Annotated in this window: 20 protein-coding genes and 1 pseudogene; 2 read left to right on the plus strand and 19 right to left on the minus strand. The window is 42.1% G+C overall.

Going from position 1 to position 12,980, the window contains the following annotated elements; all coding sequences use genetic code 11:
• The 5 genes and pseudogenes from ACI3E1_RS06935 to ACI3E1_RS06955 form a co-directional block, all read right to left on the minus strand.
• A pseudogene (locus tag ACI3E1_RS06935) lies at positions 1-446 on the minus strand (hypothetical protein); the annotation flags it as partial.
• 218 nt (positions 447-664) lie between these two features.
• Complete coding sequence (locus ACI3E1_RS06940; protein WP_405024926.1) at positions 665-1,270, minus strand: hypothetical protein; 606 nt, start codon at positions 1,268-1,270, stop codon at positions 665-667.
• A gap of 21 nt (positions 1,271-1,291) precedes the next feature.
• On the minus strand, positions 1,292-1,765 hold the full coding sequence (locus tag ACI3E1_RS06945) for a hypothetical protein (RefSeq protein ID WP_405024927.1): 474 nt from the start codon (positions 1,763-1,765) through the stop codon (positions 1,292-1,294).
• Between the two features lie 49 nt (positions 1,766-1,814).
• Positions 1,815-2,246 (minus strand): hypothetical protein, encoded by a 432-nt coding sequence (locus ACI3E1_RS06950; RefSeq protein ID WP_405024928.1) that lies wholly within the window; start codon positions 2,244-2,246, stop codon positions 1,815-1,817.
• A 76-nt stretch (positions 2,247-2,322) separates the two neighbouring features.
• The gene (locus tag ACI3E1_RS06955) at positions 2,323-3,648 is read right to left on the minus strand and encodes a hypothetical protein (protein WP_405024929.1); all 1,326 of its coding nucleotides are present in this window, start codon (positions 3,646-3,648) and stop codon (positions 2,323-2,325) included.
• A 302-nt stretch (positions 3,649-3,950) separates the two neighbouring features.
• Between ACI3E1_RS06955 and ACI3E1_RS06960 the strand changes: the two genes are divergently transcribed.
• Positions 3,951-4,292 carry a hypothetical protein gene (locus tag ACI3E1_RS06960; protein WP_405024930.1) on the plus strand — a complete coding sequence of 114 codons (342 nt, stop codon included), beginning with the start codon at positions 3,951-3,953 and terminating at the stop codon, positions 4,290-4,292.
• 12 nt (positions 4,293-4,304) lie between these two features.
• Entirely contained in the window at positions 4,305-5,162 is an 858-nt protein-coding gene (locus ACI3E1_RS06965; RefSeq protein ID WP_405024931.1) for a DNA/RNA non-specific endonuclease, read from the plus strand.
• Positions 5,163-5,374: 212 nt separating this feature from the next.
• Here the strand turns inward: ACI3E1_RS06965 and ACI3E1_RS06970 are convergent, their stop codons facing one another.
• From ACI3E1_RS06970 to ACI3E1_RS07035, 14 genes are all read right to left on the minus strand, one after another.
• On the minus strand, positions 5,375-5,638 hold the full coding sequence (locus ACI3E1_RS06970) for a Txe/YoeB family addiction module toxin (protein WP_405024978.1): 264 nt from the start codon (positions 5,636-5,638) through the stop codon (positions 5,375-5,377).
• Positions 5,638-5,904 carry a type II toxin-antitoxin system Phd/YefM family antitoxin gene (locus ACI3E1_RS06975; RefSeq protein ID WP_405024932.1) on the minus strand — a complete coding sequence of 89 codons (267 nt, stop codon included), beginning with the start codon at positions 5,902-5,904 and terminating at the stop codon, positions 5,638-5,640. The genes ACI3E1_RS06970 and ACI3E1_RS06975 overlap by 1 nt, the downstream gene beginning before the upstream one ends.
• Positions 5,905-6,044: 140 nt before the next feature.
• Positions 6,045-6,479 carry a hypothetical protein gene (locus ACI3E1_RS06980; RefSeq protein ID WP_405024933.1) on the minus strand — a complete coding sequence of 145 codons (435 nt, stop codon included), beginning with the start codon at positions 6,477-6,479 and terminating at the stop codon, positions 6,045-6,047.
• Positions 6,480-6,495: 16 nt separating this feature from the next.
• On the minus strand, positions 6,496-7,785 hold the full coding sequence (locus ACI3E1_RS06985) for a toprim domain-containing protein (protein ID WP_405024934.1): 1,290 nt from the start codon (positions 7,783-7,785) through the stop codon (positions 6,496-6,498).
• Between the two features lie 13 nt (positions 7,786-7,798).
• Entirely contained in the window at positions 7,799-8,188 is a 390-nt protein-coding gene (locus ACI3E1_RS06990) for a hypothetical protein (protein WP_405024935.1), read from the minus strand.
• Between the two features lie 12 nt (positions 8,189-8,200).
• Positions 8,201-8,473: a hypothetical protein gene (locus ACI3E1_RS06995; protein WP_405024936.1), complete on the minus strand. Its 273-nt coding sequence runs from the start codon at positions 8,471-8,473 to the stop codon at positions 8,201-8,203.
• Positions 8,474-8,483: 10 nt separating this feature from the next.
• Positions 8,484-9,023, minus strand: a complete 540-nt coding sequence (locus tag ACI3E1_RS07000) for a hypothetical protein (protein WP_405024937.1) — start codon at positions 9,021-9,023, stop codon at positions 8,484-8,486.
• 126 nt (positions 9,024-9,149) lie between these two features.
• Positions 9,150-9,476 carry a type II toxin-antitoxin system PemK/MazF family toxin gene (locus tag ACI3E1_RS07005; RefSeq protein ID WP_405024938.1) on the minus strand — a complete coding sequence of 109 codons (327 nt, stop codon included), beginning with the start codon at positions 9,474-9,476 and terminating at the stop codon, positions 9,150-9,152.
• Positions 9,469-9,768 carry a type II toxin-antitoxin system RelB/DinJ family antitoxin gene (locus ACI3E1_RS07010; RefSeq protein ID WP_405024939.1) on the minus strand — a complete coding sequence of 100 codons (300 nt, stop codon included), beginning with the start codon at positions 9,766-9,768 and terminating at the stop codon, positions 9,469-9,471. The genes ACI3E1_RS07005 and ACI3E1_RS07010 overlap by 8 nt, the downstream gene beginning before the upstream one ends.
• A 67-nt stretch (positions 9,769-9,835) precedes the next feature.
• Positions 9,836-10,804: a hypothetical protein gene (locus tag ACI3E1_RS07015; protein ID WP_405024940.1), complete on the minus strand. Its 969-nt coding sequence runs from the start codon at positions 10,802-10,804 to the stop codon at positions 9,836-9,838.
• Between the two features lie 119 nt (positions 10,805-10,923).
• Positions 10,924-11,136, minus strand: a complete 213-nt coding sequence (locus ACI3E1_RS07020; protein ID WP_405024941.1) for a hypothetical protein — start codon at positions 11,134-11,136, stop codon at positions 10,924-10,926.
• Between the two features lie 139 nt (positions 11,137-11,275).
• On the minus strand, positions 11,276-11,491 hold the full coding sequence (nrdH, locus tag ACI3E1_RS07025) for a glutaredoxin-like protein NrdH (protein WP_405024942.1): 216 nt from the start codon (positions 11,489-11,491) through the stop codon (positions 11,276-11,278).
• A gap of 17 nt (positions 11,492-11,508) precedes the next feature.
• Positions 11,509-12,048: a single-stranded DNA-binding protein gene (locus ACI3E1_RS07030; RefSeq protein ID WP_405024943.1), complete on the minus strand. Its 540-nt coding sequence runs from the start codon at positions 12,046-12,048 to the stop codon at positions 11,509-11,511.
• A 12-nt stretch (positions 12,049-12,060) separates the two neighbouring features.
• Positions 12,061-12,786, minus strand: coding sequence for an ERF family protein (locus ACI3E1_RS07035; RefSeq protein WP_405024944.1), 726 nt, complete (start codon positions 12,784-12,786; stop codon positions 12,061-12,063).
• Between the last annotated feature and the right edge of the window lie 194 nt (positions 12,787-12,980).

Below are 12,980 nucleotides of genomic sequence, written 5' to 3' on the forward strand. Positions count from 1 at the left end.
TTCTCTGGGCTCTTCGCCGCCACCTTTGCCGTTGTCTCCTTGACATTCCGCTTGACCGGCGTTGGCTGCATCACCCGGTAACCATCCCGCGCTTCTGGCTGCCGCACTGCCTGAGCTCCTTGCGGTGCCCCTGTCTCTGGTGCATTGGCTTTAGCCTGCGGAGCATTTGCCTTAGTCTGCGGTGCACTCGCCTTAGCAGCCGGACTAGCTACCGGAGCCGGTGTATCCTTCTGTACCGGAGCCGGTGCTTCATTATCCTTAGAAGCCACACTGGCCTTTGCCGCTGATGCTTGTGGCGCACTCGGAGTTGTCGCTTTTGCGGCACCACTCTGCGCTGCCTGTCCACTGGCTTGACCAGCTTTTACAAATACAACTCCGTCTTGCCCATCATTTTTAAGGCCTGTTTGAGCTGCCTGTTGTTCGTGTACGGGTTTAGGTACGTACATACAATTCACTCCTTATGATTTATTAATATCCGTATTTCTGTTTATTCGGATATTACAGCACTAACGTACCATCTTAAAATTGAAAATAAAATACTTATTCCGATTATTCCGATTATTCCGGTTATTCCGGTTTGTTAGTTGACATGAATATCCCAAAAGTTATCATTTTCCATTTTAGTAATACTTGAATAAAATCGTCTGTAACATTAGGAATACCTTTAACTGATAGCCGAGGTGTCCACCGAACAGACCACTTGGCCATCAATAATGCCAAGCGCAGGTAACATAAGCGTCCACTTAAAAAGCGAACCTGCTTTAGGAACTATCCTTAACGTAACCTTTAACCCTTCATTTTGTAGCCATTTAGCTAAACGTTGCCAACCAGCACGAGTTAAATTACTAACGCGTGCACGAAAGTCTCTTACAATAAGGGTTCTTTGATTTTGTAAAACAAGGTCTGCAAATCCAACAACCTCACCTAATTGAGTACCATCTGTATCTTGCCACGAGTAAGTGAAATCCCAAAAGCTATCGTCACTCAAAGACTGGGTAAACTTAACATGTTTTTTCGGGTTTGAGGAAATCGGTGTTATAACCTGCCCTTTCTCTTCTCCCCAGTTAATTAGATCACCAACATTGTAATTATCTATCTTTAGATTATCCTCACGACTGGAAAACAGGTTAACTATCTTGGTACGCAATTTTCCGACAATCATATCTTTCATTTTAACGTCAGGACAAATGGCTTCTAGAATGCCATTAGCAAAGTCTTCAGTTAAATATTCATGCTTAAACTTCTTAATTAGTTGTTCGTTGATAGTCATTACATTATTCCTTCTCACCGCTTAACCCTTTACTCCAAGCCGTTTATTAATAAAACTTCCTAACCGCTTAGCAATCTCGTTAAAGTCCCATTCATTATCATTAATACGGTCAAAATTATCGGTTATATGATAACGAACATGATCCGCGACGTGGTCGATTACTCCCGCAAATTTAATAACGGCCTCATCATTTTGCGGATTGTTTCGGTTTAGCGGTTCTTTTAGTTTCTTATAAAGTCTAGTAGCTAGTTCATGGTTAGTAATTGGGTTTACCAGTGCACCAAAGTAACCATCCAGCACTTCGTCTCCAGTGTTACAGAGCTCCTCTGAAGCTTTTTCCTTTAAAAGATACGGCTTTAACTTGATCAAGCGCCGATCGTTTAGCATACACTCTAACGCCGGAATAGTTGAACCAGAATGCGTCGCTGGGACACATTCCGCTTCGGCTAATGCAGCAATGATAGCATGCAATTCTTCTGAATCATAAGTCGTCATGTTATCCTCCCTTTTGCGTCTCTTTATAAATCTTTCTGTATTACCGCCATTATTCTTCTCTCTTCAAGAGACCTTCAGTATCTCCGTGTAAGTAACAAGTATGATAAGCAACTAACAAGCCATTCAATACAGATACCTGCATTTCTGCTAATTTTAAAATCATTTCCATATCGTCCGGCTTAGCCGGTTGCATACTAATGATCATATCCTTCTGTCGTCTATCGCCAATCCGGCATTGGTATTTTTTAAGCACCGGAGCTAACCAACGAGAAAATACATGCGGTAACTCACCTGCACCATTTCCCACACCAAAAATTGATAATTCGAAGAAAGTCTGGCCACCATCGTCGTAGCGCTGTGTTTTCGGATCAAAGTAAACGGAAATATTATCGCTAATGTGGTTATCCAGATTGGTTTCGTATGCAACGACGCCATCGTTTAACAACTCACGTTGATAAACTAACGGTACATTCTTATTCATTAATGTTTACCCCCATTGTGTTAAAAACCTCCGTATTATACGGAGGCTTCTAACAGGAAAACTGCACTTCATTTAATTAACCCGCCTTCACCATTTGTGGTGCACTAGCGGTCTGATTATTCCCCGTCTCGCTGACCTGGGTCTCACCCGTTGTTACCAACTGATGCGAAGCAGTCTCCGGCGCAGTTGCTACCGGATGGCCAGCAGCTACCATTTGCTTTGCAGTTACCGGTGCTGCAGTAGGCGTTGCTTGTTGCGCTACACCATTAGTTGGCTTCGTATCAACATCTTGCGAATCATTCGTTGGTTTTGATGCCGGGAGTGTTGAATGAGTTGTATCACTAACATCACTGGTTTGTGTCGAACCTGAATCAACACTGGAGCTTGTTTGATCAGCAATTCCTGAGCTACTTGACGAGCTGCTATTCGTTTCATTCGATGAACTCGAAGAACTTAACGTTGAGCTCGAATCAGCGTCGGAACTGGAACTGGAGCTAGAGCTTGAACTGCTACTTGATGAACTCGAGCTTGAACTACTTGAGCTATCTGTAGTCGGTGTATTTCCACCAGTTGCGGATGAACCCGCACCAGTTGAACCGCCACTGTTAATAATTGGCGGTGGTACTGGCGCCGGAGCAAGATGTCCGGTTGAATGCCCTGTCCCCGAGCCACCAATCACGCCACCAGTAGTCCCTGTAGTTCCGGTTGTACCAGTGTCACCAATGCTTGGCTGTGGTAAAGGTCTAATCGGCGCTGGTTGCGGCATTGGAATTGGATTACTCGGTCGGTATTCAGTCGGTTGATAAACCGGAGCTGGTGAAACCGTACTAGGAATATAACGGTTTTCGTGAGAACCCACACTATCCGCGTCCGCTAACGCTAGTGTTCCTTGGGTTGCTGCTAAGCGATCTTTAATGGATGCTATTGCTTGAGCACCGTCGTTATTCGTCGACGCCCCTAGTAACACTGACGCTAACTGCTGCGACTTACTATTACTGGCGTTGCCACCTGCTAATACGTCCATTAACGAAGTTGTATCACCGTTATGCGGATGACTATCCTTCGATACCCCCGCTAAATGGGCAACATCCTTCGCCTGACCTCCCGCCAGCAGAACCTCATCATTATGTTCCGAATGCTTATCTGCATGTTTATGTTTGGATGATGAGGTTACAAATCGTACCTTACGATAAGCAGAAGAACTGTCCGCCGAATGCTGCGCTTGCGGCTGCTCATTAACACTGTGATGATAGGCGGCTGCGCCTGCTGCGCCCACAACCGCTACCGCACCAACGGCCCCAATGCCCCAACCAAGCCCTTTCTTAGCATATTGCTTGTCTTGGCGATGAAGCTGTTGCGCCCGATTTCCTTGCGGCCTTTTCGGCCGTTTTGGTCGTTGCATAGTCTTCCCTCCTTTCCTTTATATAACGTTATTGTATTCCCGTTTTGACTTTTATTCCAGTATATTATGCAATATATAATTCTAATTTAAGGATAACCTATTTCTGAATAAGCTGTAATAACGTCTAATATATCATTATAAGATATGCTATAATGAAAAAGCCGGAATAAACTATAATAACAGTCAAAACTAAACATGAAAGGAAGCGGAACCCGGTGGTTAATACAAAGAAACGTGATTTCCAACCATTATCACATCCCACGTCTTTACGCGATTACGGAAAGGCTAAACGATTTATAACAATGGACAATGACCGTTTACAATTTTCTAAAGCAATTTCTGACCAAGTTACAGCCGTAGCCGGCGCACAACCATACGTCGTCTTTTTACAGGCTAAAGACACTAAGTCTTCGCAGATTATGCTGAGCTTTTATCAGGAACAGGTACAATACAGTGTCCACGCTAATCGTAATAATTCGGGGGCATTACGGATTATCTCTGCCGGTATGGTTCGAACCATAGCACAAATGATGGGACTTCATCGGCCGTATTCCCGCCATTTCACTGCATTGAACTTTAACGAAACAAATTACGGTTGTGATGTCGTCATTGACCTCTCTATCACTATTGAAGACGCAAATTAGGAAGGTGATAAAATGCGTAAACGACATCACTTTAATATAGCTAAGACAATGTTTGCGGTTTGCTGTGTAGGTGCACTTTTAGCTAGTTGTGCGCCAGTCAATCATCGGGTTCAATTTACTCACCACACAGAACAGAAAACTAATCTAAATCAAACGCCACAAACTCCAAACATAAACCAAACAACATCAGATGGTAATCCAAGCGGTTTAGCTAATTTAAATTACGTCCCTGGTCACAGTGCCATCGTTCAAGTAAATGGCGGTCACTCAACACTTAATATTAACGACTGGAAACAGAATCATGTAGCCTATCAGCAACTTGATGGTTTAAATCGGACTTCTGGAATTACTACAGCCTTCCTTGAAAAGCGAAACGTGGCTAACGATAGTTTGCGTGTCCGTCAAACGGTAATTCCTACTGGATGGCATCAGAAGCGCAATGGTCAAGGCGAAATGATCCTTAACCGAGGACACATCATTGCTTATTCTCTTTCAAAAGGAATTAGTATCAACGGCTCATACAGTCCCTTGCAACGCTCCGGTGACCAAAATAACCCGCGTAATCTGTTTACTCAAACAGCATTTTGCAACCAAGAATTACAGACCATCTATGAACAACAGGTTCGTCAAGCCCTACGTCAAGGGGCCAGAGTGGTCTATCAAGTTCAACCCGTTTTCCAAGGAAATGATTTGATGGCTAAGGGTGTTCATTTACAAGCGGTTGGTTCTAACGGATTAAACTTTAATGTATACCTCTTTAATGTCCAACCAGGATTCCGCTTTAACTATATAGACGGGACTTCAGTAGTTGACCAAAACATGCAAGTTCCAACGCCGTCAGATGCACCACGTTTCCATGGCCAGCATTGATACTGGTACACTAACTTCCTGAGAAAATAAAAATTATGTAGCTGTACTCATTACAATAAGGCTGTTAAGAGCTTTCCTTAACAGCCTTATTTTTTGTAAAGGAAACGGCAATGAAAAAAGAAAAGAGCGCTACTGCGCTCTTTAATCATAGATACATCTAGGGAAAAGTGTAATTCATTTGTCAGAAAGTCCGAAGAGAGTTAACACACTCTTTATTCATAATGCGTCCAAGCCGAATAAATACTAACAGTCTTTTTCTCCTCGTCCACCCGATAAACCACCCGGTGTTGACTATTAAGTCGACGAGAAAATCTGCCTGCACTATACGGTTGTAGTTTCTCAAAAGATTGACTAGGCTCGTATGGATTCCTTTTTAACGTTTCAACAATCTCTAAAAAAGAACTTTTAAGATGACTTTGCTTTACCTTCTTTAGATCACCTTTTGCGCTATTTTTTATTCTTACCTTGTACAAAATTACAGCTCATCCCAATCAATATCATCAATGTCCGTAAATCCGGATTTGTCGTTCTCACGCTGCTGGACTTTTTCCATAGTACCAGTTTGAATTAAATATAACGTCTCTTCAATTGATTCCCAGTCTTGCTTACCAACGACAACTGCGGACTTCTTTTCATTACCATCCGCTGCATCAATCATAACTGGCTTTTTTTGTTCGTTTACCGTCTTAATGATTGAATAGAGATTTTTTCGAGCATTTGTTGGTGTATACGTTTCAATCATCCTAATCACCTCATTTATATTGTAACGTACGCATACGGCGTACGCAATGATTTGAAATTAATTAATCACCATAATCTTAATTTTATTGTCCAAACAAAAAAGAGCGCTTAATGAAGCACTCTTCTTTTGACTCACTCTCCCTAAAGCCAAGCAAATTCATTTGCAGTAACGCCATGAACGGCAATCCGCGCCTGATATTCTGCTTTAACGACCTCAAAGAGGGTTTGCAAAATGTCATCATCGAAGCTAACAAATAGCTCCTGTTGTGGGCCGTGGGTAGCAATTACCCGCAGATAAACACCATTATGTCCACGCCCTGTCACCATAAAGTCAACGTCGCATAAGTTAAACGTGTACGTAACTGGTCGGTTACCCAGGAATTCCCGAGCATGATATTTACCAGTTACAATATACATCGGACTCCGCCGCAGCGTTGTCCGCCAGCCTACGCATTCTAATGCTGCTGCTTGGCAAGCGGCTTTTTTAACAAACCGCTCCGCCTCGCACCGAATATAAACCGTTGCCTGCATGGTACTGTGATTCTTAACTACCTTCGTTGAACTAAGCTTCTTCATTGTTATGCACTCCTTATTATTGTAAATACTCTAATTCGAGTCGCTGTCCATGCTGCAAAGCATCATCAATGCCCTTATCTTTCGGGTCCCAGTGCGCTACCGCAACATGGTAACCTTCCGCTTTCAAAGCAGCGATTAACTCCGCTTGAGCTTGTGCGACTTGTTCTTTACCTTGGTAGTCCATGTCATACGCAACAATAACATTGACTGCCTTCAATTCCCTTAATACCGGCAAGAATTGTTTCCACTGGGAAACGCCCCCATTACCAAGGATTACATTACCCAGCTGCTGCCGTTCCTTAACCGAATAAACGTGCTCTAAATGTTCCGCTGCAACAATTGCCTTTAATACCCCTTCGGTTAAAATCACCGTTTTTGGAGTATTATGTAGCCATTGATGCGCCGCGGCTGTCCGCCGTTTACGATCCAATGACGGTACTAACGCAACATTTACCCCAGTTTGCACCTGAGTACCATAGTCCCTACCAGAACTACTTACCCAAGTATATTTACCAAACTTCGGATCATGATGCCGAACCTGCATCGCAAAAACATTCCCATCAATGTCTTGACAAGGAATAAAATAGTCCTTATCCATCGCATCCGGATTGTAGTATGGCGTTTGTTCCTGCTTTTGCTTAAAGCCCGCAAAAACTGGCTGAGCTTCAGCTTTACTTTGAGGAAGATAGAATACCGCAGTATCCTTTTCAATGCCATCATTATCCGTGAAATGCCACTGATAAAAACCCGGTACTCCTTGCCAAGCATTTTCTGGAATTCGGTCTTTTACGAACCAATCAGCGTAATTAAAGCCGTTAAAGTTTTCCGTTTCATCCCGGAGATAGAGATGTTCATCATCGTTTGCATCGCGGTCTGTGCACGATGCTAAAACTAAACCAGCGACGGGTGTAATCCCCCACCGTTCAATGGTTATATCAGATAATCCACGCCGGTGTAAATCATCAATAACTCCGTTGAACTTTTCACGGTTAATTGCGTGCTTTAAAACTGACCGGTAAATTACATCTAGCTGCTTATGCGTCCGAATCCGATACTGCGGAACATCAGCTTCTTGCTGATACGTTATCAATTCTTGAGTTGGGGCCTGCTTTTCTCCTGATAGAGAGAACTTAAATCCTGCACTCCCCATGGGAATACCGGATTGTCCGTTCCATTCACGTGCTCGCGTGCATGCAACTTCTGTCTGTGCCTGATTAATCAAGCAATGTCCTTTATGTCCACAAACAGGACACGTCACACCAACCATCTCGAACCAGTCACCAAATGCCTTCCGGTATTCCTTCATTGTTAATTTCCTCCTATTCTGGAAAGACGATTGTTGTTTGTACCAACGCTCGTCTTAATTGGCTATTCATTCGTTGAAATAACTGGGGAATTTCTTCATCATCAAAGAAATATCCCATTTTGCTTGAGCCGGATAAGTAATGCAATGTACGCTCGCGTTCAAACCCGGCCATCGTTTCTTCATCAATTCGGATTTCATGTTCCGCAATCATCGCACGAAAACGTGCAACATCACGGGGACTTGTGCGAAAATCGTAGAGTCTTCCCCACAGAATTGTTTTTAATGCGACATAATCTTTGCCTAAACATTTCACATGGCTTTCTAAAACACGCATCATTAAGCTACGTGCTCGTTGATAGTCATGCTGCTGTAACAATTGATTAATTTTTGTTAAGTCATCCATCGCACATTCCTCCTAATAGGCCATTACTTGTTCATCAGCAGTCGCCCACGTTGGTTTCGTTGTAACTGCTGACAGCGAAGCAAAACCTGCTTCCGTTGCCGGGTAGAGTTCAGCTTCTGCTAACAGCTCTGATAAAGAATCCTCAGATTGGTCCATCATCTGCCAATCCATTAAATTTGCTGCTAAAACCTGGTTAGCCGCACTTTCAGTTCTTTGAAGTTGCTCAATTAACTCCATTACAGAATCAGCAACTTTTTCCCCATTACGGTCAATAATTTCCATCATTCTTGTCCTCCTATTTAATTTCTCGTTCTAAAATTGTTTGATAATCCATTGGCATCGTTGTTCCGTCATCAAATTGCACGACAGCACGAATACTTGCATCACTAGACGTTACAATTCGTACAACAGTTCCACGTCCGTGGCCCTTAGTAGCAATCTGTACGTGTAATAAATCGTTATACCGGATAAATTCGGCAACACGATGATTGCTATCTACCGAATGATTACGATTTAATTCCGCTGGTACGTAGACCACCGTAGGATTAATCTCATCTTCACCTGGTTGTGGCAAGACGATCAAAATTGGTTGTTTTTGACTAGCGCTATACCAAAACGTTCCTTGGACATCACTCGGAAAACCGATATGATCAGTGATTAATAAATCCCAAGTTAGTGGCCATTGTTCTTTGTTTTTGTAGTAGTACACTTCAATCGGATTAGCACCGTCGCCGTAATGATTTCTGAAAAGCAGCGGCTTCTTAAAATCATCCGTTAAAACAGCAATTTCTCCCGTTTCTGTCGATTGTTTAAAGCATTCATATTCCATCCTCATTGTTAATTCCTCCCAAAATAAAAGGCTCTGCTGCATAACTAAACACATAAGAACCCTCTTTTCAGGTTTTATCTGCTTAATTAAACAGCAGAGCCGTAACTCCACTATTTCATTATTTCTTTCGCTCTATTCGTAATAATCTCGAATGAACGTAATCAATGAACTATAATCCACTGCGGATAAATGCCCAATTATTTCTAACCGGTCACACATAATCCGCGTAACTTCTTTTATATCGACATAGGATTGTTTTCGCAGTCCCGCCTTCTTCCATTCTCTGATTGGATAAAACTGTCGCTTAATTTGTGCTGACTTGTTCTGATATTGCGATGTAATTGTCAATACAAGACATTCCTTCGCATTAACCTGAACAATTAAAACCGGACGGCGTTTACCACCAACCCGTTCTGGGAACCGAATAAAGGCGATTGCTACGTCACCTTCTTTAGTCACTTTCTCGGCCTCCTTCAGCAATAAACTTCATAAGCTCCTTATCCGAAGTTGCATCACGGATATTGTCCTTACCAATCTTTTTAATCATTAAGGCGATTGCTTCTTTCATTGCTTTGTCCTCCTCCGGTTGAGCAAGTTCAGCTTTAATCGGGAAAGCGCGTTGAGCAACAATTGCACTGTAAAAAACGCGAATTGCTGTTGTGCGTGAATATCCTAATTGCGCTAAAATTTGCTCTGCCTGTTCAACTAATTCAGCATCTAAGTTCACTTGGATACGTACATTTTTACTCATAATATACTACCCCCAGACTATCTATCTACTCATATAATAGCGAGATAATCTAGCAGGCGCAATTACTTTATAAATAGCAATTATATAAATCTATTCCGCACAAGAGTTTGGATGCAAAATTATAACTCAATTCAATTGGGATATACTCATCAACGCTTGTTTGGTAAGCATCATAATCTTTCTCTATTTCTAATTGGTGATACATGTCTTTAAAACGCTGTTTGCTTTCTGTAATCGAAAGTAATTCACCCTCGTCAGAATGTACCGACTCCAATGTTTTAAGCAACCTTTCCAATTCCTTATCCGCTTCGGTAAATTGTAACCGAATCACCTTTTCAATCATTGGATGCGTTGCTCCTTCTGCACGTAACCAACTATAGATTAATCCACCAATTACATGCACATCTTCACGAAAATGCTTCGTTAAAACGTTTAATTTCGATTCAAGCTTGACTGCGCACGCCATTTTATTCTCAAATGACGTTATTAATTGCTGATTATGTTTAAAAATTATCTTCTCAAACGTCGCAATCCGTTGTTGCGCATAATCTGCCGACAGCTCAACCATTTTAAGCAGCCATCGTTTGAATGAATAGGTCAAGTACACTGAACCAAACGTCGATTCCTTCGAAAAGTCCTGTTCCGTTAATTGATAAACACCCAATCGCTGTTTCCCCGCAAAGAGTGTTTCATCCACCTCTGCGATAGAAAACTCATGGTTAAAGGTATTGCTCATCAGATAATTAGATGATTCAGTTTGCCGCCGACTATACTCGCAGTACATCGTCACCCGACCATCTTTACTATTTCGTAAGCTATAGTGAACTGCCAACTTCTGTTGTGCGTATTTACCAGGTACGAAATCACAATTAACGGTTACTTCATCTGGCAATAGCTTACAAAGCACTTCGCCATGTACTGAAATTTGAACATTTTCCTGTTCATCAATCCATGAATGGGGTGTAATTACCACTGTAACATATTCCTTTCCATGGACGCCATAACCTTTACTATTATCAAATGTTACTTTCTTCATTGAAAATACCTCCTCTAAAAGGCAAAAGCTCTATTGCTACATTAAGCACACTAACGCCCTTATCGGTTCCGCTAACTTACTTAATGTAACAATAGAGCAATTCACCCTATTGTTCCTGATTACTTCAACAACTCGTGTTTAACATCCGTAGCAAAATCATGGATTTCACCTAACGTATGTAACACGACCCACCGGCAATCAATATAAATGATGCCGAAAGCAAAAATCATTAAAACTTGTCGCCAAAAAATTAACGCTAAAATCGCTAAAGCGTTACTCTTGATCCGATGTTTCTCACGATACCGTAAGAATTTCCGTAATAAATTTGCCATCGATAAAACCTCCTAAAAAAGAGCTCTATTATTGCATTAAGCACACTAACGGCTCCTTTTCGGGGTTTGCTAATCTGTTTAATGCAACAATAGAACTCACATTCTATTGTTCCTTTTGTTCTGAAAACGCCAATCTGTCTTATGCTAACTGTTCCAACTTAGAAGGCTGAAACCCACTCCATGAATCGTCTTCTGTAATTACGACTGGAGCGCTCATAAAACCCATTTGACGAACATACTCTGCTGCATCAGCATTCTCTAGCTGAAACTCCTTAAACGGAATGCGCAGTTCCTGCAATTTCCGTTTAGTCATTTTACACTGAATGCAATTACGCTTAGTAAACACCTTAACCATAAAGCATTCCTCCTTTATTAAAACGGTACTTCTGCTGGATTCAGCAAATTATCGTTTCTTTGACTGTCACCGGTCGGCGCGAAGGTTGATCCACCATTAGTGGTTGGCGCTGTCTGCGGTGCAGTATTTTGCGATGAACCAAACTGATTATTCTGGCTACCATAGGTTGATTGATTTGACTCTACATTAGCGTTCGCTTGATTCTTCGCACGCCGTTCTGCTGTAGTATTTTTATTCTCTAAGAACTTAACGCTGTTCACGTTAATCACTGTTTCATAAACTTCACGGCCAGTCTCTTGATCCGTAAAGTGTGACGTCTGGACTTCTCCGGATACAGCAATTAATGAACCTTTCGCCGTATATTTTCGAATATTATCAGCGATATTATTCCATGCTTCGCACTTAATGAAGTCTGCCTTATCACTGTTTCCACCACGTGAAACCGCAAGGATAAACATACCTACTGTATACTGCTTCTGTTGCGCCGTTGTTCCTGACTTTACCATAATTTTCTTAGAAATATGGCCAATTAACGTTACTTGATTTTCAACACTCATAATTTTTTCCTCCTAATTTGCTTGTTTTACATCATGCTGATGATCATTTACATACTTACTAAACTTCTGCCAGTCTGCAAAAGTTGGCTCGCCCTCAATCCGGAATAGTGCCTCCAGCTGACGGAGCGTATCCATGTAGTTCATACCATGCGCATCTGCAAACTTCTGAATTCGCCCTTTAGTTTGAGCAATAAAGGTTTGCTGCGCATTTGTTACATTACGCTTTGCAGTTGTTTGCATCGGTGACCGATCTTGTTGAGTATCATCACTTTGAACTGCGATGTTAAAACCGTTCAGCAATGCGTACCGCCGTGCATACGACAAGCTTGCTTGCACCGTTTTCGGATCCTGATTATTTTCAACCGGAACCCGAACCGTCGCCCAGGTTTCGGAATAACCCGATTCCGTATCGGTTAAAATTAAGCGCGCCGCAGCACAAGTTTGATCACTATTCACGCAAGATTCCACGTGATAAGCAATCGGTTGGCCATCGATCGCCTGTGCAATTGATTGCTCAATCCGGGCCAATGAAGCATACCCAAAAGTATACTTCTTCATCTCTGCATTTTGATCCGATGCCACCTCGATAGCTCGAATAACTGTTTGCGCATGTTGATGAAAAGCAACTTTAGCTTGCGTTTCCTTTGCTTGCTCGTTTTCACGAGCTGTCAGCAATTCTTTAATCACCTCAGCATTACCTTCTGCAATCGCTGATGTAATCACCTTTTCCCAGTCCATTTTTCATTCCTCCTTTAAATACAAAAAGAGCCTTCGAACAATAAACTCTTCTCCTAAACATTGCTATTTAGGAAAAATGGTTATTGTCAGAAGACTCTGACCTACTATAATTTACTAATACAAATCAATATAGCGTAAGAACCGTCGCCGTTTCTCACGTGCCCGCTAACAACACTGTCAGTGGCTAAACACAT

The sequence above is a fragment of the Ligilactobacillus sp. LYQ139 genome (genome assembly GCF_045033025.1).
In the GTDB taxonomy this organism is placed as follows: Bacteria; Bacillota; Bacilli; order Lactobacillales; family Lactobacillaceae; genus Ligilactobacillus.